The organism is Acinetobacter sp. TR3 (genome assembly GCF_027105055.1).
In the GTDB taxonomy this organism is placed as follows: domain Bacteria; phylum Pseudomonadota; class Gammaproteobacteria; order Pseudomonadales; family Moraxellaceae; genus Acinetobacter.
Window position 1 is genome coordinate 300,059 of the sequence record NZ_CP114264.1, and the last position, 26,731, is coordinate 326,789.

24 protein-coding genes and 3 tRNA genes are annotated in these 26,731 nt (G+C 39.7%); 19 read left to right on the plus strand and 8 right to left on the minus strand.

Going from position 1 to position 26,731, the window contains the following annotated elements; genetic code table 11:
* The first annotated feature begins 86 nt into the window (after positions 1 to 86).
* From uvrC to O1449_RS01460, 4 genes are all read left to right on the plus strand, one after another.
* A complete protein-coding gene (uvrC, locus tag O1449_RS01445) occupies positions 87 to 1,886 on the plus strand; it encodes an excinuclease ABC subunit UvrC (RefSeq protein ID WP_269238954.1) in 1,800 nt (599 codons plus the stop codon).
* Between the two features lie 104 nt (positions 1,887 to 1,990).
* The gene (locus O1449_RS01450) at positions 1,991 to 2,788 is read left to right on the plus strand and encodes a thioesterase family protein (RefSeq protein WP_269228998.1); all 798 of its coding nucleotides are present in this window, start codon (positions 1,991 to 1,993) and stop codon (positions 2,786 to 2,788) included.
* A gap of 105 nt (positions 2,789 to 2,893) precedes the next feature.
* Positions 2,894 to 3,481: a CDP-diacylglycerol--glycerol-3-phosphate 3-phosphatidyltransferase gene (gene pgsA, locus O1449_RS01455; RefSeq protein WP_005218610.1), complete on the plus strand. Its 588-nt coding sequence runs from the start codon at positions 2,894 to 2,896 to the stop codon at positions 3,479 to 3,481.
* 119 nt (positions 3,482 to 3,600) lie between these two features.
* A complete protein-coding gene (locus O1449_RS01460; protein WP_269238956.1) occupies positions 3,601 to 4,761 on the plus strand; it encodes a hypothetical protein in 1,161 nt (386 codons plus the stop codon).
* A gap of 212 nt (positions 4,762 to 4,973) precedes the next feature.
* Here O1449_RS01460 and O1449_RS01465 read toward each other — a convergent pair whose 3' ends face one another.
* Positions 4,974 to 5,747 (minus strand): IclR family transcriptional regulator, encoded by a 774-nt coding sequence (locus O1449_RS01465; RefSeq protein WP_004659301.1) that lies wholly within the window; start codon positions 5,745 to 5,747, stop codon positions 4,974 to 4,976.
* A 416-nt stretch (positions 5,748 to 6,163) separates the two neighbouring features.
* Between O1449_RS01465 and O1449_RS01470 the strand changes: the two genes are divergently transcribed.
* Genes O1449_RS01470 through O1449_RS01480 form a run of 3 tightly spaced genes read left to right on the plus strand, consistent with a single transcriptional unit; the run spans position 6,164 to position 9,520 of the window.
* Complete coding sequence (locus O1449_RS01470) at positions 6,164 to 8,257, plus strand: FUSC family protein (RefSeq protein WP_269238957.1); 2,094 nt, start codon at positions 6,164 to 6,166, stop codon at positions 8,255 to 8,257.
* Positions 8,250 to 8,465, plus strand: a complete 216-nt coding sequence (locus tag O1449_RS01475) for a DUF1656 domain-containing protein (protein WP_269238958.1) — start codon at positions 8,250 to 8,252, stop codon at positions 8,463 to 8,465. The genes O1449_RS01470 and O1449_RS01475 overlap by 8 nt, the downstream gene beginning before the upstream one ends.
* A gap of 53 nt (positions 8,466 to 8,518) precedes the next feature.
* A complete protein-coding gene (locus tag O1449_RS01480; protein ID WP_269238959.1) occupies positions 8,519 to 9,520 on the plus strand; it encodes an HlyD family secretion protein in 1,002 nt (333 codons plus the stop codon).
* A gap of 166 nt (positions 9,521 to 9,686) precedes the next feature.
* Here O1449_RS01480 and ruvX read toward each other — a convergent pair whose 3' ends face one another.
* From ruvX to recN, 3 genes are all read right to left on the minus strand, one after another.
* Complete coding sequence (ruvX, locus tag O1449_RS01485) at positions 9,687 to 10,130, minus strand: Holliday junction resolvase RuvX (RefSeq protein ID WP_269238960.1); 444 nt, start codon at positions 10,128 to 10,130, stop codon at positions 9,687 to 9,689.
* A complete protein-coding gene (locus tag O1449_RS01490) occupies positions 10,123 to 10,677 on the minus strand; it encodes a YqgE/AlgH family protein (protein ID WP_269228992.1) in 555 nt (184 codons plus the stop codon). Before O1449_RS01490 ends, ruvX begins: the two co-directional genes overlap by 8 nt.
* Before the next feature lie 115 nt (positions 10,678 to 10,792).
* A complete protein-coding gene (gene recN, locus O1449_RS01495; RefSeq protein WP_269238961.1) occupies positions 10,793 to 12,451 on the minus strand; it encodes a DNA repair protein RecN in 1,659 nt (552 codons plus the stop codon).
* 342 nt (positions 12,452 to 12,793) lie between these two features.
* On the opposite strand from recN, the gene ppnP reads away from it, so the two are divergent.
* The 3 genes from ppnP to O1449_RS01510 all read left to right on the plus strand — a co-directional run bounded on the left by ppnP (position 12,794) and on the right by O1449_RS01510 (position 14,993).
* Positions 12,794 to 13,120 carry a pyrimidine/purine nucleoside phosphorylase gene (ppnP, locus tag O1449_RS01500; protein ID WP_004659291.1) on the plus strand — a complete coding sequence of 109 codons (327 nt, stop codon included), beginning with the start codon at positions 12,794 to 12,796 and terminating at the stop codon, positions 13,118 to 13,120.
* Between the two features lie 181 nt (positions 13,121 to 13,301).
* The gene (gene rlmB, locus O1449_RS01505; RefSeq protein WP_269238962.1) at positions 13,302 to 14,051 is read left to right on the plus strand and encodes a 23S rRNA (guanosine(2251)-2'-O)-methyltransferase RlmB; all 750 of its coding nucleotides are present in this window, start codon (positions 13,302 to 13,304) and stop codon (positions 14,049 to 14,051) included.
* A gap of 30 nt (positions 14,052 to 14,081) precedes the next feature.
* The gene (locus O1449_RS01510) at positions 14,082 to 14,993 is read left to right on the plus strand and encodes a DMT family transporter (protein WP_269238963.1); all 912 of its coding nucleotides are present in this window, start codon (positions 14,082 to 14,084) and stop codon (positions 14,991 to 14,993) included.
* Here O1449_RS01510 and coaE read toward each other — a convergent pair.
* From coaE to pilB, 4 genes are read right to left on the minus strand one after another with little or no spacing between them, the layout of a single operon-like run.
* The gene (coaE, locus tag O1449_RS01515) at positions 14,990 to 15,595 is read right to left on the minus strand and encodes a dephospho-CoA kinase (RefSeq protein ID WP_269238964.1); all 606 of its coding nucleotides are present in this window, start codon (positions 15,593 to 15,595) and stop codon (positions 14,990 to 14,992) included. The two genes, O1449_RS01510 and coaE, sit on opposite strands and share 4 nt — an antisense overlap.
* Position 15,596: 1 nt before the next feature.
* Positions 15,597 to 16,457: a prepilin peptidase gene (locus O1449_RS01520; RefSeq protein ID WP_269228987.1), complete on the minus strand. Its 861-nt coding sequence runs from the start codon at positions 16,455 to 16,457 to the stop codon at positions 15,597 to 15,599.
* Positions 16,457 to 17,683 carry a type II secretion system F family protein gene (locus O1449_RS01525; RefSeq protein WP_269228986.1) on the minus strand — a complete coding sequence of 409 codons (1,227 nt, stop codon included), beginning with the start codon at positions 17,681 to 17,683 and terminating at the stop codon, positions 16,457 to 16,459. The genes O1449_RS01520 and O1449_RS01525 overlap by 1 nt, the downstream gene beginning before the upstream one ends.
* A 24-nt stretch (positions 17,684 to 17,707) precedes the next feature.
* Positions 17,708 to 19,423, minus strand: a complete 1,716-nt coding sequence (gene pilB, locus O1449_RS01530; protein ID WP_269228985.1) for a type IV-A pilus assembly ATPase PilB — start codon at positions 19,421 to 19,423, stop codon at positions 17,708 to 17,710.
* Between the two features lie 344 nt (positions 19,424 to 19,767).
* Between pilB and tpiA the strand changes: the two genes are divergently transcribed.
* The 9 genes from tpiA (at position 19,768) to O1449_RS01575 (ending at position 26,699) form a co-directional block, all read left to right on the plus strand.
* The gene (tpiA, locus tag O1449_RS01535) at positions 19,768 to 20,559 is read left to right on the plus strand and encodes a triose-phosphate isomerase (RefSeq protein ID WP_269238965.1); all 792 of its coding nucleotides are present in this window, start codon (positions 19,768 to 19,770) and stop codon (positions 20,557 to 20,559) included.
* 12 nt (positions 20,560 to 20,571) lie between these two features.
* Positions 20,572 to 20,901: a preprotein translocase subunit SecG gene (gene secG, locus O1449_RS01540; protein WP_005162938.1), complete on the plus strand. Its 330-nt coding sequence runs from the start codon at positions 20,572 to 20,574 to the stop codon at positions 20,899 to 20,901.
* Between the two features lie 57 nt (positions 20,902 to 20,958).
* A tRNA-Leu gene (locus O1449_RS01545) sits at positions 20,959 to 21,043 on the plus strand.
* A 44-nt stretch (positions 21,044 to 21,087) separates the two neighbouring features.
* Positions 21,088 to 21,164: transfer RNA gene (locus tag O1449_RS01550), tRNA-Met, on the plus strand.
* Positions 21,165 to 21,252: 88 nt separating this feature from the next.
* A tRNA-Met gene (locus tag O1449_RS01555) sits at positions 21,253 to 21,329 on the plus strand.
* Positions 21,330 to 21,526: 197 nt separating this feature from the next.
* On the plus strand, positions 21,527 to 22,051 hold the full coding sequence (gene rimP, locus O1449_RS01560; protein ID WP_269228983.1) for a ribosome maturation factor RimP: 525 nt from the start codon (positions 21,527 to 21,529) through the stop codon (positions 22,049 to 22,051).
* Positions 22,052 to 22,088: 37 nt separating this feature from the next.
* Entirely contained in the window at positions 22,089 to 23,573 is a 1,485-nt protein-coding gene (nusA, locus tag O1449_RS01565; protein ID WP_269238967.1) for a transcription termination factor NusA, read from the plus strand.
* A gap of 10 nt (positions 23,574 to 23,583) precedes the next feature.
* Positions 23,584 to 26,298 (plus strand): translation initiation factor IF-2, encoded by a 2,715-nt coding sequence (gene infB, locus O1449_RS01570; protein ID WP_269238968.1) that lies wholly within the window; start codon positions 23,584 to 23,586, stop codon positions 26,296 to 26,298.
* Positions 26,298 to 26,699, plus strand: coding sequence for a ribosome-binding factor A (locus O1449_RS01575; RefSeq protein WP_269238969.1), 402 nt, complete (start codon positions 26,298 to 26,300; stop codon positions 26,697 to 26,699). Before infB ends, O1449_RS01575 begins: the two co-directional genes overlap by 1 nt.
* The last annotated feature ends 32 nt before the right edge of the window (positions 26,700 to 26,731 follow it).

Below are 26,731 nucleotides of genomic sequence, written 5' to 3' on the forward strand. Positions count from 1 at the left end.
GAATTGATGAATTTTGGCTCAATTGACTTGAAATTGATTTATGCAGACTACATCATCGAAAGCATTACTGATGATGAAAGTCTGCTGTGAATCCAAACGCGCGTGAACACATTGAAAAAATATTGATTCATATGACTCAATTGCCTGGTGTTTATAAAATGCTCGGCAAAGATGGAGAGTTACTGTATGTCGGAAAAGCCAAAAACTTAAAGAATCGTGTATCCAGCTATTTTGTTAAAACGATTGATCATCCTAAGACACAGGCTTTAGTGGCGCGAATTTATGACATCGAAAGTTTAGTTGTTCGTTCTGAAACAGAAGCATTATTACTTGAACAAAATCTGATTAAATTACATCGTCCGCCATACAATATTATGTTGCGTGACGATAAGTCGTATGTCTATATCTTCGTTTCAGCAGATAAACCTTACCCACGTATTGCTAGTGGCCGTGGCAAAGGTAAACATCAAGTTGGCAAGTTTTTTGGTCCATATCCAAGTGCTTATAGTGCTAGAGATACACTACTTGTATTACAAAAATTATTTAATGTCCGCCAATGTGAAAACAGTTATTTTTCACAACGTAAACGCCCTTGTTTACAGTATCAGATTAAACGTTGTACAGCGCCTTGTGTCGGTCTGATTAGCCCTCAGGACTATAAGGAAGATGTGGATAATTCAATTCGTTTTTTACAGGGTGATACCAAAGAACTCAATCAAGAGCTGATTGGAAAAATGGAACAGGCTGCGGAAGCTCTTGAGTTTGAAAAAGCCGTATTTTATCGTGATCGTCTTGCGTTATTGCGCGAGGTTCAAGCACAACAAGCAGTATTTAAGATCAAAGGCGAAGCCGATATTTTGGCGATTGCCTATCAAGCGGGTGTGACCTGTGTGCAAATCATGTATGTGCGTAATGGGCGGATGCTGGGTGGTAAAAGTTATTTTCCAGATATGTTGGGAGATGATTTGGCGCAAATGCTGAATGATTTTATGGCGAATTTCTATTTCCAAGTGGCGGATGAAGTGCCATCAGAATTGATTGTAAATGTAGATATTCCCGACCAAAAACAATTAGAAAAAGCATTACAACAAACCTTCAATAAGAAAGTTCAAATCAAACATAAAGTGCGAGAAACTCGGGCTGAATGGCTAGAGTTGGCGCAAATGAATGTGCAACATGCGATTAAAGGTAAACTGAGTAATCATTTGGAATTGAACGAGCGTTTTCATCAACTTGAACAAGTGGTTGGAAGACCTATTGATCGGATTGAATGCTTTGATATCAGTCATACCATGGGTGAAGCACCGATTGCTTCTTGTGTAGTCTTTGATCAGGGCGGTGCAAGAAAGCGAGATTATCGTCAGTTTGCGATTCAGGATATTACGGGCGGTGATGATTATGCGGCGATGCGCCAAGCATTGATACGCCGTTATAAAAAAAATATGTTACCTGATCTACTCTTGATTGATGGTGGTAAAGGGCAGTTGCATATGGCGATGGAGGTTATGCAAGAATTAGCGCTTGATGCTTTTATGATTGGTGTCTCTAAAGGTGAGGGACGTAAACCGGGGTTAGAAACGCTACATTTTACCGATGGGACTAAGATTCAATTACCCGAAGACCATAAAGCTTTACACCTCATCCAACAAGTGCGAGATGAAGCGCATCGTTTCGCCATTACCAAACATCGAGCTAAGCGTGATAAACGCCGTAGTAGTTCTGTTTTAGAGGCTATTCCTGGGCTAGGGCCAAAACGCCGTCGTGATCTACTCACTCATTTTGGTGGTATACAAGGGGTTTTAAAAGCGTCAGAAAAAGAGTTGATGCTTGTACCGGGTTTGGGTGAAGTCATGGCGAGAACGATTTATAAAATTTTGCATGAATAATTTGACTGATTGGCTCAATCTCTCAATGACTGATGCGTCAATGATCATTCACAAACAGAGAAAAACATTTAAAGATAAGATGGTTTGACGATTAAGGAAAGATAATGTCATTGCTTCCGCTGTATCAACAGGTTGAACATCAAGAGTGGATTGATATTCCCTCAGGATGGTTACAAGGTCGCACCGTATTTGGCGGTTTAGTTGCAGGATTATTAATCCAAAAGGCGCAGAGCGTGGTTCATGATACAACAAAGCAATTATTGAGTTGTAATGTGACCTTTGTTGGTCCTGTGCAAGAGGGGCAGGCTAAACTCACGGCGGAGGTGTTGCGAGAGGGTAAATCGGTTACAACCTTAGAAGTGCGGTTATGGCAAGCAGATACTGTACAAAGTATTTTAATAGCAAGTTTTGGTTCGCAGCGTGAATCTCGGATTCATGTGCAAAATCTACCGCAAATTCCTGATTATCCACTGCCAGCACAGTTGGAAAAAACGGCTTATATTGAAGGTTTAATGCCACAATGTTTGCAACAGTTTGAACTATGTTGGGCTGAAGGTAATTATCCAATGGCTGGCAGCAAAGTACCTGACTTTGGCGGATGGTGTCGTTTTATTCCTCAGTTGCATCCAAATCGCGAAATGAAATTGGCCGATCTATTTGGATTGATGGATGTGTGGCCACCGGGTGTGTTACCAATGTTTAAAACCCCTGCACCAGCAAGCTCATTAACATGGCAAATTACTTATTTGCAGCCGATTGCTCATCAAGTACAGGATTGGTTCAAATACAAAGTAGTGACTGAATATGCTGAACATGGTTATTCAACCGAGTATGCCTATCTTTGGGATGATGAAAATCGACTGATTGCGGTACTTCGACAAACAGTTGCCGTTTTTGCCTAGTCGACACTGCCGTGCATTTCGTATAAAGTTGTTTACACATGGATACAATCTCGGCACATCCTTTGTGCGACATGCATATTTGATGCGAACAACATGGTGGTGTTTATGAGCACAGGGCGAATCCTGAACATTCCTAATATTTTAACTTTGGCGCGTATCGCCCTCATTCCTGTATTTTTGGCAATAGCCTATTGGCCACCTGCAATTGGAATTGCTGAGCATCATGGGGGAATGATGCGACATCTGATATTGACTGCAATCTTTGTTCTTGCAGCAGTGACAGATTGGTTCGATGGTTATTTAGCTCGGACTTTGAATCAGACTTCTGCTTTCGGGCGTTTCCTTGATCCAGTCGCCGATAAGCTTATGGTTGCAGCCGCATTAATTGTATTGGTGCAATGGCAACCGACGATCTCAATGGCTTTTGCTGCAATTGTGATTATTTCGCGTGAAATTACCGTTTCGGCATTGCGTGAATGGATGGCTGAATTGGGTGCACGTACTAGCGTTGCAGTTTCTACGGTAGGAAAGTACAAAACAGCATTTCAAATGATTGCGATTAGTGTGTTCTTATTAAACTGGAAACCACTCGAAATCTGGGCATATGCTTTACTCTATACCGCCGTTATTTTGACTTTATGGTCGATGTTTATTTATATGAAAGCTGCTTGGCCATATTTAAAACAGCCTTAAAATGATTTGCCATCACTATTTTATTTAAATTTAATAAAAATCTAGATAATCAAAGCATTCACTATAAAATTTGTGAAATATAGTGAATGTTAAAAATGATAACGTAGGAACACGGTTACATGTCATCTTTATTATATTTATCAAATCAAGAGTTGTATCTATTACAAAATCAAAAAACACAGACTATAGATTGTCATGCGGTCAGTCAGTACAAGAAAAATTTACAAGAAATTAAGCAGCGCAAACAATGGAAAACCACTGGTACTGGCGCGCAATTTATGGGGTTGACCCGTCAAGATGATCCAAATGAATTAGCCTATGTATTTCCAGTTGATGCGGTATTGACTGATAATCATCAGATGATTTATGCGGCGCGACTACAAGATGGTTGTGCAATTTATATGAAATCATTAACTGAGTTACAACAGCCAGAAGCTTTAGTTCTTAGAAACAATGAATTTATTGTTCATCATCTTGATTATGCAGCGCAAAAACAAAGATTAATTTTATCTGCAAGTAAAGGTTATGCTTATGAAAGGCATCTTTGTGTTTTGGGGTTAGATTCGAATCGCATCCAATATATTACAGAAGGTGACTGTCAAGACGAACATCCAAGTTTTGATCCTCAAGATCCTGATATTGTTTATTATGATAGCTGTGGTTTTGCCTATGATCATCAAGGTAATGTCAGTGTGGGACCGAAAGAGATTTGTCGCTTGAATCTAAGAACAGGTGAACTAGAAACAATTATTGCTGATCCGAAGTTTGATTTTTATAAACCAAAAATTGATACGGCGGGGCAGCTTTATTTCCTTAAGCGTCCATATAAAAATCAGCATCACAGCGGCAATTCACTCAAAGATATTATATTTGCGCCGTTCAAAATTATTCGTGCTGTGATTGGTTGGTTAGACTTTTTTACGCAACGTTATACTGGCGAATCGCTTAAGTCGACTTCAGGTGCAAATCCTGCTAAGACTAAACAAAAATCTGAAGAAGAATTATTTGTTGAAGGTAATTTGATTAAAGCTCAGAAAACTTTGCAACAAAATCAAAGTGCAGGTGAAAAATTTGCGGGTGTGATCCCTCGTAATTGGGAACTGATTCAATATGCAACGAATGGGGAGCAGAAAGTTCTGAAAAGAGGGGTGTTAGGCTATGCCCTGAATCAGGATGGTTCGCTTTATTATTCAAATGGTAAATATTTGGTTGCAATGTCGACTGATCAGACTGAACAGATGTTGGTTGAAGCAAAGTTAATCAATAAAATTATGTGTTAACTCAATAAATTTATTCTAACTCATTGTTTATAAATTATTTTAATTAAGAGTTTTGGATGGCGCTTAAGAAAAAAGCCCATACAAAGATGAGCTTAGTTCTCTGAGGAAATACACGCTCTTTGGGAAAGCATGCTGAAGAACATAATCATAATATGAGAATATATTGCTATTTACAACGGATAAAAATGTAAATATTTTTTAAAATTCTCAATTCAGTTTGACTGATTTTCGGAAAGTGTTGCAAATTTATGCTCAATTTGCGCTGCATTATTTTGCAAGATCTCGATCAGTTTTTGAATATTCAAGAAATCAAAACGATTTTTTGATGCTACTAGCGTGAGTGCAATCGGCGCTTCTTTAGTAGAAAAGCGAATCGGCACGGAAAGGCCACATACCATTGGATCAATCTCACCCTGCGATAAATAAAAGCCTTGTTTTTTAATTTTCCGCATTTGCTGCATAAATTCATCGAGGCTATGGGCAAAGCCTACCTGAGCAAGTTCCTGAGTAAACTGATGATAATAAGCTTGAATATGCTGCTTCGAGAGATGAGCAATCACAATTTTGGGTGAAGCACCTACATAAACAGGGCGTGGACAACCTCTTCCGTAAGAAATAAGTTCTGCTTCTTTAAAGGTTTCATGGTGTAAATCAATACAATAATCATGGTTTAAATAGGTTAATAAACAACAGAGTTCAGTACGATCTACGATATCACGCATAAAAGGAATACTGATCTGAACCAATGGATCTGTACTATGAGAAATATAATCAAGAACGGCAATTTTAGACCCTAAAGTGTAGTCTCCTGATGTACCACTAATGCGTTTTAAAATATCTGTTGAAACAAGTTCTTTAAGATAACGATAGGCTGTGGGTTTTGACAGACCAAGCTCATCACAAATGATATCGACATTGATAATCGGACGTGAAACTGAAAATAAATCCAGCACGGTGAGAATTTTACCAAAACTCGAAATTGCCATGATCCGTTGTCTACTCCTTAAAAATAACGTGAAAATCGAACTTTTATTGCTTTATAACAGAAAAGCCCGAGATCGTGTATGGACTTTTAGGTCGGAATATTTTTGCTCAATCAATTAGGCATTGAATTGAGAAAAGATATGGTTTTTATTGAAAATATTTTAAATTAAAATGAAAAATTATCAAATAGTGATAATTTATGTTGACTAATTTGCTTTGTTTTGAAAAAATTATAGATGTAGTGTCTTTATTGGATAATGAAATTAGTTAAATTATCTCCATTTGCTCTAGACACTATGCCTTGTTCCCCATAATCAGCTTTTTCTTGTCAACTGATTTAATACTCCAAATCGGTCTAACTTCGTGCCACATTGTTATGTGTCATTAGATCAGGCTGACTTAGAATTGAGACATATTCATGTTACTTAAACAGCTGTTAGCTTTCAGACCGAGCCGACTTGATCTTATTTTTGCTTGTAAAACCTTTGTAGCAGGCATGCTGGCGCTGTTTATTTCTTTTGAATTAGATTTGATTAATCCGATGTGGTCGATTGGAACGGTCATGATTATTGCCAATCCTTATTCGGGAATGGTGTCTTCGAAATGTGTGTATCGTTTGATTGGGACTGTAGCAGGGGCAGTCATAGCACTGTTATTGACCCCACATTTTATTAATACGCCGTGGCTATTTACGGTTATTTTATCTCTCTGGGTGGGCTTTGCTTTATATGTGTCATTACTAGACCGCACGCCGCGTAGCTACGTATTTATGTTGGCAGGATATTCAACTGCCATGATTGTTTACAATGCAATTACCTATATCGATACCTACAATATTTTTGATATCGCTGTTGCACGTGTACTTGAAATCTCTGTTGGGGTGGTCTCTTCCGCCGTTGTTTCGGCAACTTTTTTTCCAGTTCATGTTGGCGCAATGATTAAGCAACGTGTCAATAAAACGTTAAACGATCTAGAAGCAACCTTTGAAAAATTGATTGCAGTTCAAGAAACACCTGAAAATTACACGCAATTTTTATCTGTGATTACTCGTGATGCCTCTGATATTCATGCCTTAGCTGTACATTTGGCTTATGAGAAAGGTGAGTTGAAAGGCATGACCAAACCTTTACAAGAAATGCTACATCAAGTGTCATTGGTGGTTGCGAATTTGGTTGCATTGTCTCAACGTGTGAAACAACTCGAACATTTGCACTTGGTTAATCTTGTTTCGCATTTGGATATGATTCGTCAGCATACTTTGACATTTTTAAAACAAGAGAAAAGTTTAGTACCTGCTGATTTACAGACTTTGCCAATTGGATTTGAAGAGGATTTCGCTGAGCTGATTTCTAAAGTAACGTCTGAACAGAAAGTTGTATTGGCTGCATTAAAGATGGATGTTCGTCATTTTATAGCCAATATCTTGGCAGTAAAACTACTTTGGCAACAAATTCAACAAGGCAATAAAGAGATTCCAATAGAAATTACAGCCATTACGACGAAATATCCAAGTTTACATCGTGATCATGGTATTGCGATACGAGGTGGAATTAGTGCGGTACTGATTACTTTTATTGTCACTGCAGCTTGGATTCTGTCAGGTTGGAAAGCGGGTTTTATGATGGCGCAAATGGGTGCAATTACGGCGTGTATCTTAACGGCTTTGGATAACCCAGTACCTGTGCTGCGGATTTTTATTTGGGGCAGTATTGTATCCGCAGGCTTAGTATTCTTATATGCATTTGGTATTTTTCCGCATGTGACTCATTTTTGGCAATTGGCTTTGGTGCTATTCCCTGTGTTTTTAGTGGCTGTCAGCATGATGGCAAATCAAATGTTAATGCCTGTAGGAATGGTACTTGGGATTAACACCATGATGGGACTGAATCTGCATAATAAATACAGCATGGATGCTGTTTCTTATTTAGATAGTTCATTTGCAATGGTTCTGGGCGTATTGGTTTCACTCATTGTGATTGATTTAGTTCGAGCTGTTTCACCTGATACCAGTGCAACGCGAATTTTAACTTTACATTATCAGGCGATGCGTCAGGCATTAAATCTATCTTATGGTAGTGAGTTCAAAATTCATCTACGCAGTATGTTGGACCGAGTTGGAGTATTGAATACCAAAATGGTTCAAAATCCTGAAGTTAAGATCTCGATTCAGAATGCTCTGATTGAAAGTAGTTCAATTATTGACTTAGTCCGATTGCAAGAAATCAGCCAAAAACTCCCCCAATTGGTCAGTTTGAAAAATGAAGTCAATGTACTGCAACAGCAACTGACAGAATATTTTCAAATGCAGGAGAAACAACTTTCTCTAAACCATTTTCCAATTCGAATTGTACAGCAGATTGATCTATTACAGCGGATTACAGTGCAAATTGAAGATGAGCAACTCGCTCAAAGAATGTTGATTTCTCTGAATAATATTCGTGAAAGCATAGGGCACGTCTCAACACAAAAGATGGATTCAGAAATATATGATTTAGGTGTATTGCATGGGTGAGATTAACGTTTATGGAATCTATATTCCAATTCTTTTGGTGCAAGCCATCATCGCCTACGTGCTTTTTAAGCTGATGAGTCCACTGATCGATCGTTTAGTTATGAGAGGTTGGGTTGTACTACCGAACATTTTCAACTTGTGTTTGTACTTGGGATTGTTGCTGTGTATGCATTGGTTATGTCTTTATTTACAAGGTACAAGCCTTTAAGTAGCTCTCTCCGAAATTTAATGATTTAAAAATATGTGGTAAAGGTGATGAACATGAATGCATTTGATGTACGAAAAGTCATACGTCCAATTGTATTAGTACTTTCGGTTTTGATTGCGATATATGCAGTCGTGCATTTATGGAATTACTACAATGCTGCACCGTGGACACGTGATGGTCGTGTGCGTGGTGATGTGATTCAAGTGGCTTCGGATGTGAATGGATTAGTAACTGAGGTTCTGGTACAGGACAATCAAACGGTAAAGAAAGGACAAGTTCTTTTCAAGATTGATGTTGAACGTCAAGCGCTTGATGTTGAACAAGCTAAATCTGATTTAGCAAAAGCCAATGCTGGTTTGGCTCAGGCGCGTGCAAACTTAGTCGGTTCAAAGGCAAATTTGGTCAAGACTGAAGCTAATATGAAATTGGCTGAGAAGAATGCAGCACGTTATGCCAGTTTGATGGATGGTGCAATCTCTAAGCAAGAGCAAGATCAGGTTTTTGCTACACGCGATCAGGCGATTGCGGAAAAAGAGCAGCTAGCAGCGAGTATTGAACAGGCCGAGGCTGCTATTCAACAACAGCAAGCTTTGATCGACGTGGCGAATAGCAATTTACATTTAGCTCAGCTCAATATGAGTCGTTCGGCAGTCGTTGCACCTGCGGATGGGACCTTAGCTAACTTTGATTTACGTGTTGGGAATTATGTTAAAGTTGGGCAAGCGGTTGCTGCGCTGCTAGATCGTCGTCAGCTTTATGTCGTGGGCTATTTTGAAGAAACCAAATTGAATCGTATTCATGTCGGTGATGCTGCAACGGTACAGTTGATGGGGGATCGCCAGTTAATTCGTGGTCATGTTCAAGGTATTGCAACAGGGATCGAAGATCGTGAGCGTTCTGGTAGTTCTAATCTATTGGCAAATGTAAACCCTACTTTTAGTTGGGTACGTTTAGCGCAACGTGTGCCTGTAAAAATTGTTTTAGATGAACAACCTCAGAATCCATTGGCTTTTGTTTCAGGGCGAACTGCAACCGTGAGAATTATTGAGAAATAATCAGGCATAGTCTGAGCTGATTTATTTTTTAAGAATTGCATTCTAAATTTTATTCAAATGGTTTGGGTTATAGACGTGCTAAAGCAGTTATTTTGAGCATTTGGATCTGATTTTATCACGGTACATCAGTGTGCTATACCGTGATAAAGCGCTTAAATATAAATGATTAAGGTGTTATTCCATTAGGATCACGATACCAGCTTTGAATGAGTAGTGCAGCTGCGAAACTATCAGCCGATAATCGTTTTGCTTGGCCTTTGTTTTGATAAGACTCAAGTTCTTCTCTCGCTTCGCGTGTAGTCAAGCGCTCATCCACCATCCACGTTGCAATATTGGTTTGATGACGCAAACGTCGTGCAAATTTTCGTGCGCGAGCGGAGAGTTCAGATTCACTATCATCCATATTTAATGGCAAACCGACTAAAAAAAGATTGGGTTGCCATTCTTTGACGAGTTTTAATAGCTGGTTCCAGTCAGGGATACCATCTTTCATGACGAATAATGGCAAAGGATTAGCACTCTCAATAGTTGATTGACCAATTGCGATCCCCATTTTTTGAGTACCAAAATCAAAGGCCATAATAGATTGCGAAGTTTTAAAATCAGGCATGACCAATCTCTGAAGCAAACCATGTACGGTCTACCCCCATTTTTTTGTATGCCGCATCCCAACGATCGCCGTAAGGTAGATTAAAGATTAAATCCATATCTGAGTCACAAATCAGCCAGTCACCACGTGCCATTTCTTCTTCAAGCTGATTTTTGCCCCAGCTGGCATAGCCTAGGGCAATTTGGTAACGACCGACACCTTCGTTATGTGCAATTGCATCCAAAATATCTTTACTGGTGGTAATGCAAACATTTTCACCGACTGCGATTGATGAATGCCAAGTAGGTTGACCTGTATGTAGGACAAAACCTGCTTCTGGGCGTAATGGTCCACCTTGCAACACGGCATGAGGTTGTACATTATCTGCATCAATCTCTAAATCATTCAATAATTCTTTGATCTGTAACTCAGAAGGGCGATTGATAATAATGCCTTGTGCACCATCTTCATCATGGCGTGCCACATAGATAACAGTATTGGCAAAGAAGTCATCTGTTATGTCTGGTGGAGCGATGAGACAACGGTGAGTTAGATATTGTTTCGTCACCTAGGCGATTCTCCATCAAAAATATTATGCTGATCTATCTATATAGGTTCTTCTTATCAACATACAAGAGTTAATCGGATTTCGCCAATCTTTTTCTCACATTTTGTTATGCGTTTTAAGCGGATTGAAATTTTAGTTGACGCAGTTGTTTGGCATGTTGCAAGGTGGTTTCGCTAATCTCAACGCCGCCAGACATACGTGCTAGTTCTAGAATACGTTGTTCTTCATTTAACTCAATAATAGTACTGCTTGCTGGATCTGTTTGTTGTTTTTTGACCAATAGGTGTTGGTCAGATTGTGCAGCAACTTGAGCTTGGTGGGTGATACAGAGTAGTTGTACATGCTGAGCTAGATCGGCGAGTAAACGACCAACCACTTCGGCCGTACCGCCACTAATTCCGACATCAATTTCATCAAAGACCAAAACTTCGGATTCTGTTTTTTCGGCATTCATCACTTGCATGACCAGTGCAATACGAGAGAGTTCACCGCCAGAAGCAACGCGAGCCAGCGGTTGTGCAGGAATCCCTTTATTGGCAGTGAAAAGAAGCTGAATAAAGCTGAGGCCTTCGGCATTTGCTTCCATTGGCTCGAATTTAAATTCAAAATATGCTTCTGGTAGAGCAAGCGGCTTCACTTGTTCAGTCAATTGCTTCGCCAATGGAACTGCGGCTGCACGACGAATATGATCTAGATGTTCAGCTTTTTGCATAAAAATTTGATAAGAAATTTCTACTTGTTCCGCTAAGGTTGCAGGATCTTCTAATAGATGTAATTGCTCTAATTCCTGTTGCCAAGTTTCATATTCTTGTTTGAGTAATTCAGGTTGGGTACGGTGTTTGCGCGCGAGACGATGGAAAATTTCTAAGGTTGTATTGAGCTGTTCCATTCTTTCAGGATCAAAGCTTTGGCGATCAATAAATTGGCGTAAACTCGCGGTTGCATCTTCAATCTCACTTTGCGCATTGAGTAACGAATTATAAATATTTGATAACTGTTCACTGCGTCCTGCATGAGACTCTAAACGACGAATGATTGAAGCAACTTCTTGAGTGATATTTTGTTCCGCCTCATCCAAGACATTTAGACTGTAACTACAGTCTTGCATAATATGTTCATGATGGCTGAGACGATCAAACTCTTGTTCCATCTCTCGATAATCCGTTTGGACAATCTCTTCAAGTTCTTCAATTTGAGATTCTAAATTTTGTATTTTTTGAATACGTGTGGCTTGCGCATCTAAAGCGGCTTGATGTTGGCGAATGTTTTTTTGCCATGTGCTATACGCTTCACGTACTGCATCTGCTGGTTCGGCAAAATTATGATAACGATCTAACCAGTGCTTCGGATAAGGGGGCTCAAGTAATTGCTGTTGGCTATGCTGGCTATAAAGTTGTACCAGTAAGCGTCCAATTTCTTTTAACTCAGACAAGCTACTTGGGCGCCCATTGATCCATGCTTTGCTTCGACCTGTCGCAAATATGACACGTCTTAAATGAATCTCACCAGAATCATCATCTAGTTCATGTTCTGTAAGCCATTTTGCTTCCGCACTTTCAGCTTGATAACTAAACACAGCAGTGACGTCTGCTTTATCTGCACCATAACGGACATAGTTGGTATCGGTACGTTCACCCAAGCATGCAGACAGTGCATCTAACAATAACGATTTTCCTGCACCAGTTTCCCCAGTCAAAACATTGAAACCTTGTTCAATATCTAAAGCTAAATGGTCTGCAAGTGCAAAATTAATTAAAGTTAAATGGGTGAGCATATATGCATCCAGTGCACGTAATCTTTTGCTTAAAGATAGAGAAATTTTGCTAATCGAACAAGAGGAGCAGCGTTGTGTTGATGAAATCATGTTTTATTTTTGGAGCTGTTTTGAATAATTTAGTGATGTAAAGCTTATCTATCAATTTATAAGATTTTTTCTATTGTAGTTTAGATCGGATGCTTTGATCTAAAAGCGCTTGTGAGTTGAACATTACTTTAGTAGAAAGGCATAAAAATTGCTGTTAAAGCATGATAAAAATGGATTGATTAGTGACGCAGGCACAATTAAACTACGTCCATCATAACCTAATATAAATGCTGCATTATTTGGAGAGTAGGCATGAGTTCAGTGCAGTTTGATCATGTTACGGTCATTAAAAAGTCAAATGTATATTTTGGTGGGGCATGTATCAGCCATACTGTACAATTTGAAGATGGTACTAAAAAGACATTAGGTGTGATTTTACCTACTGAACAGGCATTAACTTTTGAAACACATGTGCCAGAACGTATGGAAATCATTTCTGGTGAATGTCGTGTAAAAATCGCAGATAGTACAGAAAGTGAGTTATTCCGCGCAGGTCAGTCTTTTTATGTCCCAGGAAATAGTGTTTTCCACATCGAGACTGATGAAGTACTTGATTATGTATGTCATTTAGAAGGTTAACTGATCGCTTCTTAAATCGGGTACACTATACCTAAAGAGAATCCTGTAAATTCATTTTGCAGGATTTTTTTATTAAATTCCCTTGTGGAGCTATTCGCTCCTCACCTGTAAAGCTACTTTGCAGGATTTTTATTTTTCAAAATCTCCCTTTATAGATCGGGAATACTGCAAGAGGTCGTTCATGGCAAAACCTGAATATTATTATGGCGTTCATTCGGTTGAGTCATTATTGGAGTTAGAGCCTGAACGCGTTTTGACTTTATTTACCTTAAAAGGTCGTGATGACCAGCGATTACAAAAGATTTTGCAACTCGCAGAACCTTTTGGTATTAGCGTCCAAAAGGCGAGTCGGGATAGCTTGGAAAAGCTTGCAGGCTTACCTTTTCACCAAGGTGTAGTGGCTGCAGTTCGACCACATCCAACCTTAAATGAAAAAGATTTAGACGAATTGATGCAGCAGTCACCGGACGCTTTGTTACTGGCATTAGATCAAGTGACTGATCCGCATAATCTCGGTGCATGTATTCGTACTGCAGCTGCGATGGGTGTTCAGGCGGTGATTGTGCCACGTGATCGTTCAGCTAGTTTAACCCCGACGGCACGTAAAGTTGCAGCAGGTGGGGCGGAAAAAGTTAAGTTCATTCAAGTGACTAACTTAGCTCGAACCTTAGCTCATTTAAAAGAGACCACACATACACGTGTTGTTGGCACAATGCTAGATGAAAAAGCATTGCCAATTCAGCAATGTGACTTTAAGGGTGCAGTTGTCATTGTTATGGGTGCGGAAGACACAGGTTTAAGACCGATTACTCAGTCTCAATGTGATCACACGGTATATATTCCGATGTCTGGTGATTTACAAAGTCTAAATGTGAGTGTCGCAACTGGTATGGCACTTTATGAAGCATGTCGCCAGCGTAGTGTTGTATAATTCATGCAAGTATTGCCAATGTAATCTTAAATGACTGCTCGTACACAAGGTTATCTATTTGTTTTAATTACAATGTGTATTTGGGGGGGATTTACCATTTTCTCCCGTTTAAATTTACATTGGCATGTGAGTGCATGGGATTTGGTGGCAATGCGTTTTGCGATAGCCTTTCTTATTTTAATGCCTGTGCTCATTTATAAAAAAGATTTAGCTTTTTTATGGCATCCACGTCCAGTCATTTTAGCCTTAACAGGTGGTTTAGCCTATTGTCTAACCGTTTATACGGCTTTTTTGCAAGCACCAGCAGCTCATGCTGCAATTTTCTTAAATGGCTGTATTCCTCTATGTACGGCGGTTGCTGCTTATTTATTGTTTAAACAGCCTTTTGATAAACATACTTGGTTAAGTCTTAGCATCATGTTAAGTGCGCTTGTATTAATGAGCTATCTGATGCTGCATGATCAAGCGGCCGCTTTTGGCTTAGGCGATTTACTTTTTTTTATCAGTGCTGTTTGGTGGGGAGTTTTTACAGTATTGCTTAAACAATGGAAATTATCGGCTTGGCATTCCATGGCAAGCGTGGCAATTTGGTCGGCGATTATTTATTTACCTGTCTATATTTTATTTGTTCCAAAACATTTTCAAGAAGCAGAACCCATTCATTTAGTCATTCAAGGTTTATTTCATGGTGTATTGGTCGTAATTATTGCAACTTTGACCTATGTTGCTGCGATTGAGCGTTTAGGTGCATTTAAAACGGGTAGTATTGTTACTTTGGCACCTTTTATTGCCGCTGTGATTGCTGTTCCACTGCTTGATGAGCCTTTAAATACAGCGATTGCTTGTGGTTTAGTAGGAATGGGTATTGGTGCATTACAGCCATGGCGCTGGTTTAAAAAAGACACGCTGAGTGAACGACTCGCGCAACAGAAGCAGGATTAAAATGCCTGTTCAGCAGTTTGTAGATATTTTAGATGTAATGGTTTTAGTTGTTGATGAAGGTGCTCAAGTAAACCATCATTCATAACAATATCATTTGCGAGTAATTGCTTTTGGGTGCGAGGCATTTGTACCGCGATAATTTTGCGGATTTGTTCTTCATTTTGTCCATCTCTTTGACTTGCACGTTGTAGTTGTGTTTGTTCATTTGCATCGATGAGTAGGGTATGATGCACAAGTTCATGTTGATTGGTTTCAAAGAGAAGAGGTGAAACTAAAATGACATAAGGGCTTTCTGCTTGTTGTAATTGTTGAATAATGGATTGGCGTATAGCAGGGTGAGTGATCTTTTCGAGTGTTTCTCGCGCTTCTGGAAACTGGAATATGTGTTCACGAAGTGCACGTCGATTCAGATTGCCATCTTCTAATAATACCCAGTCTCCAAAAGAAAGTTGAATTTCTTTCAAAGCAGGTTGACCCGGCTCAACCACCTCACGAGCTACAATATCTGCATCGACTACAACAATTCCTTGGGATTCAAACCATTGTGTCGCGGCGGATTTGCCACTACCAATGCCACCAGTAATGCCCAAGATAAAACTCATATTATCCACCTAGATATATTTTCATAATTTGATTTCCCCATAAAAATGCAATCCAGCCAGCAATTGCAATATAAGGACCAAATGCAAATGGTTGGTTTTCACCACGCATTTTTATCAAAATAATTCCAATAATTGCACCAACAACTGAAGAGAGTAGCACAATTAGGGGGAGCATCAATGGTCCCATCCAAGCACCTAAAGCTGCAAGTAGTTTAAAATCACCATAGCCCATACCTTCCTTGCCTGTGACGAGTTTAAAGATATAGTAAACAATCCATAAGCATAGAAAGCCAATCAAATAGCCCCAAATCGCTGAACCAGCAGAAGTATAAATAGTGAAACTATTGATTCCCAAGCCTAGTGCGGCAAGTGGTAAGGTAAAGCGATCGGGTAATAGCTGTGTGTCGAAATCAATAAACGTTAATGTGATTAAGACCCAAGTGAGTATTAAGCCAAATAACATTTGTACGGTCGCACCAAATATAGCAACTACTATTAATGAGCAAATCATTGTTAATAGTTCAATAAGTGGATAGCGAATACTAATTGGATTTTGGCAAGCACCACATTTGCCACGAAGCATTAACCAACTCATTACAGGAATATTTTGATACCAGTGAATAGCAGATTTACATTTTGGACATGTAGATGGTGGGGTGCTTAAGGTTAATTTAGTTTCGTCTATTATAGGTTGTTCTGGGTGTAACAACATTTGGCATTCATGATGCCATTCTTGTTCCATCATCTTTGGTGTTCTATAGATGACGACATTTAAAAAACTACCAATGCATAAACTTAAAAGTCCAACTGCGACATATAACGCAGTTGGGTTGTCTATAAAGTAAGATAAAAATTGATGCATTACATTACTGATCCCATTTGGAAAATAGGAAGGTACATCGCGATAACTAGACCACCCACGAGTACACCTAATACCGCCATGATCAGTGGTTCCATCATTGATGTTAAGCCATCGACTGCATTATCCACTTCATTTTCAAAATGTGTTGCGACTTTATCTAACATCGTGTCCAATGCTCCAGATTCTTCACCAATTGCAACCATTTGAATCGCCATGGACGGGAATTTATTTGACACACGCATCGCAAATTGTAGCTGTTGACCTGTTGCAACATCCTCACGAATTTTCATCACAGCTTCTTCGTAAACAACATTATTCGTTGCACCAGCTGTAGATTCGAGAGCATCAATCAGTGGTACACCAGCGGCAAAAGTGGTTGCAAGTGTACGGCTATAACGAGCAATAATCGCTTTATAGACTAGATCACCAAAAATAGGTGCTTTGAGTGCCATTTTATCTAAAAAGTCTCTGAATTTTTTACTACGTTTTTTTGTTTCTAAGACGCAGGCAATTAATGTTGCAATTACTATAATTAAGATAAACCAGTATTTCTGTGTCCAATTGGACATGTTTACAACCATTTGAGTAAATGCTGGAAGATCTGCACCGAAGGAACTAAATAGGTCTTGAAACACTGGAACGACTTTAACCATTAAAATCACAGTTACAATCACGGCTACAATAAGAACACTAATTGGATATTTCATGGCTTTTTTAATTTTTTGTTTTAATAATTCGCTTTTTTCTTTATAGATCGCAACACGATCTAGCATAGTTTCCAATGCACCCGATTGCTCACCCGATTCAACTAATGAACAGAATAGATTATCAAAATGTTGTGGATATTTTTTTAGCGCGCCAGCAAATGTATTGCCACCTTCAACTTCCCCTTTAATTCCTAGTACAACTTCACGCATAGAGGGATTTTCTAAACCCTCGGCGACGATCTCAAAGCCTTGTACTAAGGGTACGCCTGCTTTCATCATGGTTGCTAATTGACGAGTAAAAATCGTAATATCTAATGTTGATACTTTTTTCTTCATTAAACCTTCGAGAATATTTTTGCGTTTTTCTCGAATATTTTTAATGGTAATTCCTTGTTTTCGTAACGTGACTTTGGCTAAAGCCATGTTACGTGCTGGAACTTCCCCTTTGATTTTAGCCCCTTTACGATCTATTCCTTCATAGGCAAAAGTAGGCATCATTTGCGCTTTTTTAACTGCCATGATTATTAATCCTTATTATTAATTTTATTCACTTGTTACTCGGTTAATTTCCTGCAATGAGGTAATTCCTTGCATTACTTTTTTCAAACCAGAACGCCGGAGATTATTAAACCCTGCTTGTTCTGATGCTGCTGCAATTTGCAGTGCATTTCCATCTTCCATGATAATTTTAGAGATTGCGGGGGTGACCTTCATGACTTCATAAATACCTACTCGCCCTTTATACCCTTCACGGCATTCAGGACATCCAATAGGCTGAAATATTTGTAAATCTGGATTGGCTAAATCTTGTTCAGTAAATCCTAGTTCAATGAGACTCTGCTTAGGTACATTAAGAGGTATTTTACATTGTGAGCATAAACGTCGTGCTAAACGTTGTGCGATAACAAGATTAACTGATGTTGCGATATTAAACGAAGGTACACCCATGTTGCGTAAACGAGTTAAAGTTTCTGGCGCACTGTTGGTATGCAGTGTTGACATCACCATATGACCTGTTTGCGCTGCTTTAATTGCAATTTCGGCTGTTTCCAAATCACGAATCTCACCGACCATAATTACATCCGGGTCTTGGCGTAAGAAAGCCTTTAATGCAGCAGAGAAAGTTAATCCCGTCTTTGGATTCACGTTGACCTGATTAATGCCTTCCAAGTTAATTTCAACAGGGTCTTCTGCTGTTGAAATATTGGTATCTTCAGTGTTTAGAATATTTAGACCAGTATATAGCGATACGGTTTTACCAGAACCTGTTGGACCTGTAATCAATAGCATTCCTTGAGGCTTTTCAAGTGCTTCAATGAATAATGCTTTCTGATCATCTTCATAACCTAATGCTTCAATCCCGAGCATAGCACTTGATGGATCCAAAATACGTAGTACTAATTTTTCTCCAAATAAAGTAGGTAAAGAGTTAACACGGAAATCAATTGCTTTGGTTTTTGATAACTTGAGTTTAATACGACCATCTTGAGGCATTCGTTTTTCTGAAATATCCATTTGGGACATAACTTTTAAACGAGAAGCCAAGCGATTTGCCATTTGTAATGGTGGGGTAGCAATTTGGCGTAGAACGCCATCTACACGATAACGCACACGATACGTTTTTTCGTAAGGTTCAAAATGTAAATCTGATGCGCCCATGCGAATTGCATCAATTAAAAGCTTATTAATATATTTAACAATAGGCGATTCATCACCTTGAGATGAATTATCGTCATTTTCTTGAGGAGAATCTTGATTAACATCGATATCTAAATCGAAGTCTTCACTGTCACCAAAATCGAAACTACCTGAATCACCGAAATGTTGTTCGATTAACTTTTCAAGTTTCGTATGCTCAACAATAATTGGTTCAATATTAAGTTTCGTATTGAACCTAATTGCATCTAATGCATCAATATTAGTTGGGTTGCTCGTAGCAACATACAAAATTTGTCCACGTTGTATTAACGGAACAACACGATGTTTTTGTATGAGTTTATTGTCGGTTAATTCTCGAGGTAATAATCCAACATCGTAAACCGCCAAATCAAAAAGTGGTTCGCCAAATTCTACGGAGATGCTTTCTGCAATGGTAAGTGGAGAAAGACGATGTTGTTCAATCAAATGAGCAACAATATCTTGTTTGGCTTTCTTGGCTGCATCAATTGCATTCTGCATATTTGCAGCAGTCATATGACCATCTTCAACTAAACGTCGAATGAACCCCGAAAACTTTGGAGACGTATGTAATCCTGACATCTGTCCGCCTTACTGACAATATGGTTATAATAGCTATCCTCAAAATTATACTTTTGTTACGTAAAAATACCACTATAGAAAGTGTTGTTTTTTACTTGGTTCATATTGAAAAACTTGAACTGATCGATTTTTTTACAAATTAATTTCAGATTCAGTGAGTAGCGTTCGCTAGAAATAAAGCAAACTATTGTAAGAAATCGACATATACATGTAAAAAAAGTTGATGGTTTTTTGGATCTATTTTCTTTTGGTTGAAACTTAAACTGAAAAGAAAAACTGAATTTTATAAAAATACGTGTAAAATATGCAGCATTTTTTATAAATTAGTCGTAGGTGGGCGAAGTATGTCGAATTCGGCGATTACCCCTTGGGTTATTGGCAATTGGAAAATGAATCCAATGCATGCGAATGCTTTCCAATTAATAGAAGAATTTAAGCAGTTACTACAACAGGACAATATTTCTCCTGAGCAATGTCATATTGGTGTAGCGCCAATAACGATTGCGTTGATTGGTGTTCACGCTCAGCTAAAAGATGCAACCAGAGCTGTTTATACTGTGGCTCAGGATCTTTCTCGTGTGGCAGGTACTGGTGCTTACACAGGTGAGGTGAGTGCGGAACTGTTAAAAGATAGTCAGATTGAATATGTATTGATTGGACATTCTGAGCGCCGTGAATTATTTGGTGACAACGTCAATATTTTAAAAGCAAAACTGCAAAATGCATTAAATGCAGGTTTAACCGTGATCTATTGCGTTGGCGAAAGTTTAGAGCAGCGTGAGCAAGGCGCTGCTGAGCAAGTGGTATTACAACAAATTTGTGATATTGCATCGGTCGTTAAAGCTGAACAATGGCAAAATATTGTGATAGCGTATGAACCGATTTGGGCGATTGGAACAGGGAAGACAGCTTCACCTGCGGATGCTCAAGCAATGCATGCAAAAATACGTGAAGGCTTAAAACAAATTACATCATTCGGTACAAACATGGCTATATTGTATGGTGGTAGTGTCAAAGCCGACAATGCTGTTGAGTTGGCTGCATGTCCTGATATTAATGGCGCTTTGGTTGGAGGTGCATCACTCAATGCACAATCTTTTTATCAAATTGCAAAAGCATTTGCTCAAAGCAAATAATAGGAAGTAGAAATGTATAGTTTTATACTCGTTGTACATATCATTTTAGCAATTATGATTATTGGATTGGTTTTAGTGCAACAAGGTAAGGGTGCTGAAGCAGGAGCGTCGTTTGGTGGCGGTGGTGCTGCTACGGTATTTGGTGCTTCTGGAGCGGGTAACTTTTTAACACGCTTAACCGCGATTTTTACAGCCTTGTTTTTTGCTACGAGTTTAACTTTGGCTGTTTTTGCAAAAAAACAAACAGCGGATGCGTATAGCTTAAAATCCGCTCAAACCACGACCTCTGCACCAGTAACATCGCCTGAAACTTCATCAAACGCACCTAAAACAACTCAATAAGTTGAATTAGTGCTTTCCTTTTTATATTTAAAGGAATAGAATGCGTCCCACAAAGCTGCGGTGGTGGTGGAATTGGTAGACACGCTACCTTGAGGTGGTAGTGCTTTAGGGCGTGGGGGTTCAAGTCCCCCCTTCCGCACCAAGCTTAATAACCAGTAAGTTTGGTGTATGCAGTGTATATGTTGTTGCGGGATGGAGCAGTCTGGTAGCTCGTCGGGCTCATAACCCGAAGGTCGTTGGTTCAAATCCAGCTCCCGCTACCATTTGATTAAGGTGCAACTTAATCAAGCAGGTGTGAAGAAAACTTAAATTGACTTTTTTTCATATTTGTATATAATTTTTGCACGTTGTTGCGGGATGGAGCAGTCTGGTAGCTCGTCGGGCTCATAACCCGAAGGTCGTTGGTTCAAATCCAGCTCCCGCTACCAAGTTTCTAAAAGAGGCTCACGATAAGGTGGGCCTTTTTGCACAGTGGACTTCGGTTTTCTGTGTAATGTAGGGGCGATTTACGCCCTTTTTTATTGGTTGTTTAGCTATCGTGTAGTGTTCGACATCAATTGGTCAAATAGTCGTGCTTCACTATACGGTTAAGATTGATTGGCTCGCATGAGAGCGACGAGAGTAAATGAAATTATCAAATAAATCTCAAGCATTGCATGATCTAATCGCGCCAGCAGTAGCTGCGTGTGGTGTAGATCTATGGGGGATTGAATTCCTACCTCAAGGTAAACGTTCTTTATTACGTATTTATATTGATAAAGTAGTTGATGAGAATGTTGAACCTATCTTAAATGAAGATGGCGAAGTTGAACAAGGGCGTGGTATTGGCGTTCAAGATTGTGTTTTAGTGACACAACAAGTGGGTGCAATGCTTGATGTTCATGACCCAATTTCAGGTGAATATGCTTTAGAAGTTTCTTCACCAGGCTGGGATCGTCCATTTTTTCAACTCAATCAATTGCCTGCTTATGTTGGGCAACAAGTGGCTTTACGATTAATTGCTGCCGTCGAAAATCGTCGTAAGTTTCAAGCGAAATTACTTTCTGTAGACTTAGAAAATGAAATCATTCAAGTTGAAGTGGAAGCTAAACATGTGCTTGAAATTGATAGTAATAATATTGATAAAGCAAATTTAATCTATCAAGACTAATATTAACTTAATTTTATAAGAAATCGGTAGGTGACTTATGGGCCGCGAAATTCTTACCGTTGCAGAAACGGTTAGTAATGAAAAAGGTGTTAGTCGTGAGGCGATCTTCCAAGCATTAGAGCAAGCACTTGTTGCAGCAACGAAGAAAAAGTTTTACGAAGGAACCCATTCAGAAGAAGCACAGCTTCGTATTGAGATTGATCGTAAAACAGGTGATTATCGCACTTTTCGTCAGTGGACAGTTGTGGCGGATGAAGATCATGAAATGCCAGCTTGCCAAGATGCAATCTCAGATGTTGATCCATCAAAATGGTCAATCGGTGATGTGCGTGAGCTAGAAGTTGAGTCAATTGAGTTTGGTCGTATTGCTGCTCAAATTGCGAAACAAGTCATTGTACAAAAGATTCGTGAAGCTGAGCGTGCTTTGGTTGCCGATGCCTATGAATCTAAAGTGGGTGAGTTGATTTACGGCGAAGTCAAAAAACAAACCAAAGATGGTTTCATCATTGATCTAGGTGATAACGCTGAAGCTTACTTGGCGCGTGAAGAAACCATTCACAAAGAAATTTTGCGTCCTAAGCAACGTATCAATGCCATTTTATACAGCGTAAACCGCGAAGGTCGTGGCGCGCAATTATTATTATCTCGTGCTCGTCCTGAGATGTTAATTGCATTGATGAAAAAAGAAATTCCAGAAATTTCTGAAGAAATCATCGAAATTAAAGCAGCTGCTCGTCAACCGGGTGTTCGTGCTAAAATTGCAGTGAAAACCAATGACCATCGTATTGACCCTGTAGGTGCATGTATTGGTATGCGTGGTACACGTATTCAAGCAGTACAACAAGAGTTGAATGGTGAGCGTATTGATGTCGTGGTGTGGTCAGATGATCCAGCACAATATATTGCAAGCGCATTAGAGCCAGCTGATGTATCAGGTATTGTACTAGATGAAGATGCACGTAGTGCAGATATTATCTTCGCAACGAATGATCAGTTAGCACGTGCAATTGGCTCGCAAGGGCAAAATGTTCGTTTAGCATCGGAATTGACGGGTTATAAACTCGACATGATGTTAGAAGAAGAGTATCGTGCTCGTCAGCAAAATGAAGCACAACAGTATTTAGATATGTTTGTTACACGTCTCGATATTGAAGAAGATTTAGCAATGGCATTGGTGGAAATGGGCTTTACTTCATTAGAAGAGATTGCTTATGTTCCAGCTGAAACATTTGATGAAATTGAACTAGATGCGGATTTAGTTGAATTGCTTCAAAGCCGTGCTAAAGAAGCTGCTTTAACTGATGCACTGAAACAGCAAGAAAATATTCAAGAGCCAAGCGCAGAACTTCTCGGTATGGATGGTATGACCACTGAGATTGCTTATGCATTGGCGGCGCGTGGTGTGGTTACAATTGATGATTTGGCTGATCAAGCGACTGATGATATTTCGGATATCGAAGGTTTAGGTCATGACAAAGCAGGTCAATTGATCATGAAAGCACGTGAATCATGGTTTAACTAGGAGATAATAGATGACGGACAAGTCGATTCAAGAGTTAGCGCTCAGCGTAGAACGTCCTGTAGAGAAACTCCTAGAGCAGGTTCGCGAAGCAGGTCTACCACAGCGTAAAGCAGATGACATTATTACCGCTGAACAGCAAAATACTTTGGTCAATCATTTGAAAAAAGTACATGGTCAGGACAGTGGTAACACAGGAAAAATTGCGTTGAAACGTAAAACAACCAGTACTGCTAAAGTAACAAGTACTTCGGGTAAAGCAAAAAACATTAATGTTGAAGTTCGCAAGAAACAAGTTTTTGCTAAACCGAATCCAGAATTACTTGCAGCAGAAGCGAAAGCACGTGCAGAAGCAGATGCTAAAGTACGCGCAGAGCAAAATGCACGTGATTTAGCTGTTCAAAATGCACGTAATGTAGCTGAACAAAAAGCCAATGCAACGTTAGAAGCAATGCGTGCAGCACATACTTCTGAGAGTGCTTCACAAGCTCCTGCAAAAACCGCAGTTGTGGTAAAGAAACGGGGTAGCGACAAGGTAATTAAAGCACCTGTTGTCAAGCCAACAGAAACCCCTGAACAGAAAAAAGCACGTGAAGCACAAGCAGCTCAGTTGAAAGCAACTGAAGAAGCAGTGCGTCGTAAAGCAGCTGAAGAAGCGCAACAGCGTACACTTGAGCAAATGCGTCAGATGGCATCAAAATATTCAAGTGATGATGCAACGACAACGATTCGTGTTATTGATGATTCGCCTTTGGCTGCGGGTCTCGTTGGTCAGGCATACGAAGATTCTTTCAATAAAGAAGACCGTGAAATCAAACGTGGGGGCGCAACTGCAAATCCTCGTGCTGGTAAGAAAGGTGGTCGTGGTGGCGATGCTCAGTCTGAGCAAAGCTTCAGTAAGAGCCATAATAAGCGCGGCTTGAAAACCAGTCAGGCAAACAAGCATGGTTTTGAAAAACCTGTTAAAAAACAGGTTTATGATGTTGAAATTGGTGAAAAAATTGTAGTTGCCGATCTTGCACAAAAGATGGCGATTAAAGTTCGTGAAGTTATCAAAACACTTATGAAAATGGGTGAGTTGGTCACTCAAAACCAAGCAATTGACCAAGATACTGCGGTACTCGTTGTAGAAGAAATGGGTCATAACCCAGTATTAGTTTCTGATACACAAGCTGAAGATAATTTATTAGAAGCAGCTGAAGAAGCACGTGGTGAACAAACGACTCGTCCACCAGTAGTAACAATCATGGGTCACGTTGACCATGGTAAAACGTCATTGCTGGATCGTATTCGTCGCTCTAAAGTGGCAGCGGGTGAAGCGGGTGGTATTACACAGCATATCGGTGCTTATCACGTTGAGACTGAGAAAGGAATTATTACTTTCTTAGATACACCGGGCCATGCAGCGTTTACGTCTATGCGTGCACGTGGTGCAAAAGCAACGGATATCGTGGTTCTTGTTGTAGCTGCTGATGATGGTGTAATGCCACAGACTGCTGAAGCAATCGACCATGCACGTGCAGCGGGTACACCAATTATTGTTGCTATCAACAAAATGGATAAAGAATCTGCGGATGTCGATCGCGTATTAAACGAATTAGCACATAAAGAAATCGTACCTGAAGAATGGGGTGGTGATACACCTATCGCTAAAGTTTCAGCACATTCTGGTGCGGGTATTGATGAGTTACTTGATCTTATCTTGATCCAATCTGAACTGATGGAGCTTAAAGCTTCAGCAGAAGGTGCGGCGCAAGGTGTAGTAATTGAAGCACGTGTTGACAAAGGTCGTGGTGCGGTAACATCAATTCTTGTACAAAATGGTACATTGAACATTGGTGACTTGGTTCTTGCGGGTTCATCTTATGGTCGTGTACGTGCGATGGTTGATGAAAATGGTCAACGTATCACTTCAGCAGGTCCTTCAATTCCAGTTGAAATTTTAGGTTTACCTGATGCACCAATGGCAGGTGATGAAGTTCTTGTAGTGAATGATGAGAAGAAAGCACGTGAAGTTGCTGATGCTCGTTCTGACCGTGAGCGTCATAAGCGTCTAGAGCGTGCCAGTGCAATGCGTCTTGAAAACATCATGGCATCTATGGGTAAAAAAGATATTCCTTATGTGAATGTCGTACTCAAAACTGATGTGCGTGGTACTTTAGAAGCATTACATGTTGCGCTTGACGAACTTTCTACAGATGAAGTTAAAGTCCGCATCATTGGTTCTGGTGTTGGTGCAATCACTGAGTCAGATGTGACTTTAGCTGAATCTTCAGAAGCAGTATTATTAGGTTTCAACGTCCGTGCAGATAACACTGCTCGTCAAAAATCTGATCAAGATGGCATTGATATTCGTTATTACAGCGTCATCTATCATTTAATTGATGATGTAAAAGCTGCAATGAGCGGTAAGCTTGCACCTGAACATCGTGAAACGATCTTGGGTGTTGCAGAAGTGCGTGAAGTCTTCCACTCAAGTAAATTTGGTGCAGCAGCAGGCTGTATGGTACTTGAAGGTATGTTACACCGTAATAAACCAATTCGCGTATTACGTGATGACGTGGTTGTATTCCAAGGTGAACTTGAATCTCTTCGTCGTTATAAAGAAGTGGTTGAAGAAGTTCGTGCCGGTATGGAATGTGGTCTTGCGGTGAAAGGCTATAAAGACATCAAAGTCAAAGACAAGATCGAAGTCTATGATGTTCAATTGATTAAACGGAGTCTTTAATGGCGGGTAGCCAACGCTTAAAGCGGATGGCGGATTCAGTACAACGTGAGTTGTCTGAGCTGATCCGTCAAGAGCTTAAAGATCCTCGCTTAGGTGGTCTAGTGACCATCTCTGCGGTGAAAGTCAGTGCAGACATGGGTTATGCTGAAGTTTATGTCACTGTGATGGGACGTGAACTTGGTGATGAGCAAAGTGAAGTCGCAAATAAAGAAACTTTAGATGTATTGAATAAAGCTTCTGGTTTCTTGCGTCATGAGTTGAGCCATCGTATCAAGACACGTATTACGCCAAGATTGCGTTTCCATTACGATAAAACCAATGCCTATGGTAACTATATGTTTGGTCTGATCGCGGAAGCTGTGAAGGATCTGCCTGAACAAGGGCAAGACGATAAAGAATAAGTTTTAAAAGAAAGCCACCCTCGGGTGGCTTT

What these genes read in the sequence shown, in the direction of transcription:
- O1449_RS01480 (WP_269238959.1), top strand. Translation starts at nt 8,519, where the DNA reads ATGAATGCATTTGATGTACGAAAAGTCATACGTCCAATTGTATTAGTA.
- ruvX (WP_269238960.1), bottom strand. Translation starts at nt 10,130, where the DNA reads ATGCCTGATTTTAAAACTTCGCAATCTATTATGGCCTTTGATTTTGGT.
- O1449_RS01520 (WP_269228987.1), bottom strand. Translation starts at nt 16,457, where the DNA reads ATGCATCAATTTTTATCTTACTTTATAGACAACCCAACTGCGTTATAT.
- O1449_RS01450 (WP_269228998.1), top strand. Translation starts at nt 1,991, where the DNA reads ATGTCATTGCTTCCGCTGTATCAACAGGTTGAACATCAAGAGTGGATT.
- O1449_RS01475 (WP_269238958.1), top strand. Translation starts at nt 8,250, where the DNA reads ATGGGTGAGATTAACGTTTATGGAATCTATATTCCAATTCTTTTGGTG.
- pilB (WP_269228985.1), bottom strand. Translation starts at nt 19,423, where the DNA reads ATGTCAGGATTACATACGTCTCCAAAGTTTTCGGGGTTCATTCGACGT.
- O1449_RS01460 (WP_269238956.1), top strand. Translation starts at nt 3,601, where the DNA reads ATGTCATCTTTATTATATTTATCAAATCAAGAGTTGTATCTATTACAA.
- ppnP (WP_004659291.1), top strand. Translation starts at nt 12,794, where the DNA reads ATGAGTTCAGTGCAGTTTGATCATGTTACGGTCATTAAAAAGTCAAAT.
- infB (WP_269238968.1), top strand. Translation starts at nt 23,584, where the DNA reads ATGACGGACAAGTCGATTCAAGAGTTAGCGCTCAGCGTAGAACGTCCT.
- O1449_RS01525 (WP_269228986.1), bottom strand. Translation starts at nt 17,683, where the DNA reads ATGGCAGTTAAAAAAGCGCAAATGATGCCTACTTTTGCCTATGAAGGA.
- coaE (WP_269238964.1), bottom strand. Translation starts at nt 15,595, where the DNA reads ATGAGTTTTATCTTGGGCATTACTGGTGGCATTGGTAGTGGCAAATCC.
- tpiA (WP_269238965.1), top strand. Translation starts at nt 19,768, where the DNA reads ATGTCGAATTCGGCGATTACCCCTTGGGTTATTGGCAATTGGAAAATG.
- recN (WP_269238961.1), bottom strand. Translation starts at nt 12,451, where the DNA reads ATGCTCACCCATTTAACTTTAATTAATTTTGCACTTGCAGACCATTTA.
- secG (WP_005162938.1), top strand. Translation starts at nt 20,572, where the DNA reads ATGTATAGTTTTATACTCGTTGTACATATCATTTTAGCAATTATGATT.
- O1449_RS01465 (WP_004659301.1), bottom strand. Translation starts at nt 5,747, where the DNA reads ATGGCAATTTCGAGTTTTGGTAAAATTCTCACCGTGCTGGATTTATTT.
- O1449_RS01575 (WP_269238969.1), top strand. Translation starts at nt 26,298, where the DNA reads ATGGCGGGTAGCCAACGCTTAAAGCGGATGGCGGATTCAGTACAACGT.
- pgsA (WP_005218610.1), top strand. Translation starts at nt 2,894, where the DNA reads ATGAGCACAGGGCGAATCCTGAACATTCCTAATATTTTAACTTTGGCG.
- rimP (WP_269228983.1), top strand. Translation starts at nt 21,527, where the DNA reads ATGAAATTATCAAATAAATCTCAAGCATTGCATGATCTAATCGCGCCA.
- O1449_RS01510 (WP_269238963.1), top strand. Translation starts at nt 14,082, where the DNA reads ATGACTGCTCGTACACAAGGTTATCTATTTGTTTTAATTACAATGTGT.
- rlmB (WP_269238962.1), top strand. Translation starts at nt 13,302, where the DNA reads ATGGCAAAACCTGAATATTATTATGGCGTTCATTCGGTTGAGTCATTA.
- nusA (WP_269238967.1), top strand. Translation starts at nt 22,089, where the DNA reads ATGGGCCGCGAAATTCTTACCGTTGCAGAAACGGTTAGTAATGAAAAA.
- O1449_RS01470 (WP_269238957.1), top strand. Translation starts at nt 6,164, where the DNA reads ATGTTACTTAAACAGCTGTTAGCTTTCAGACCGAGCCGACTTGATCTT.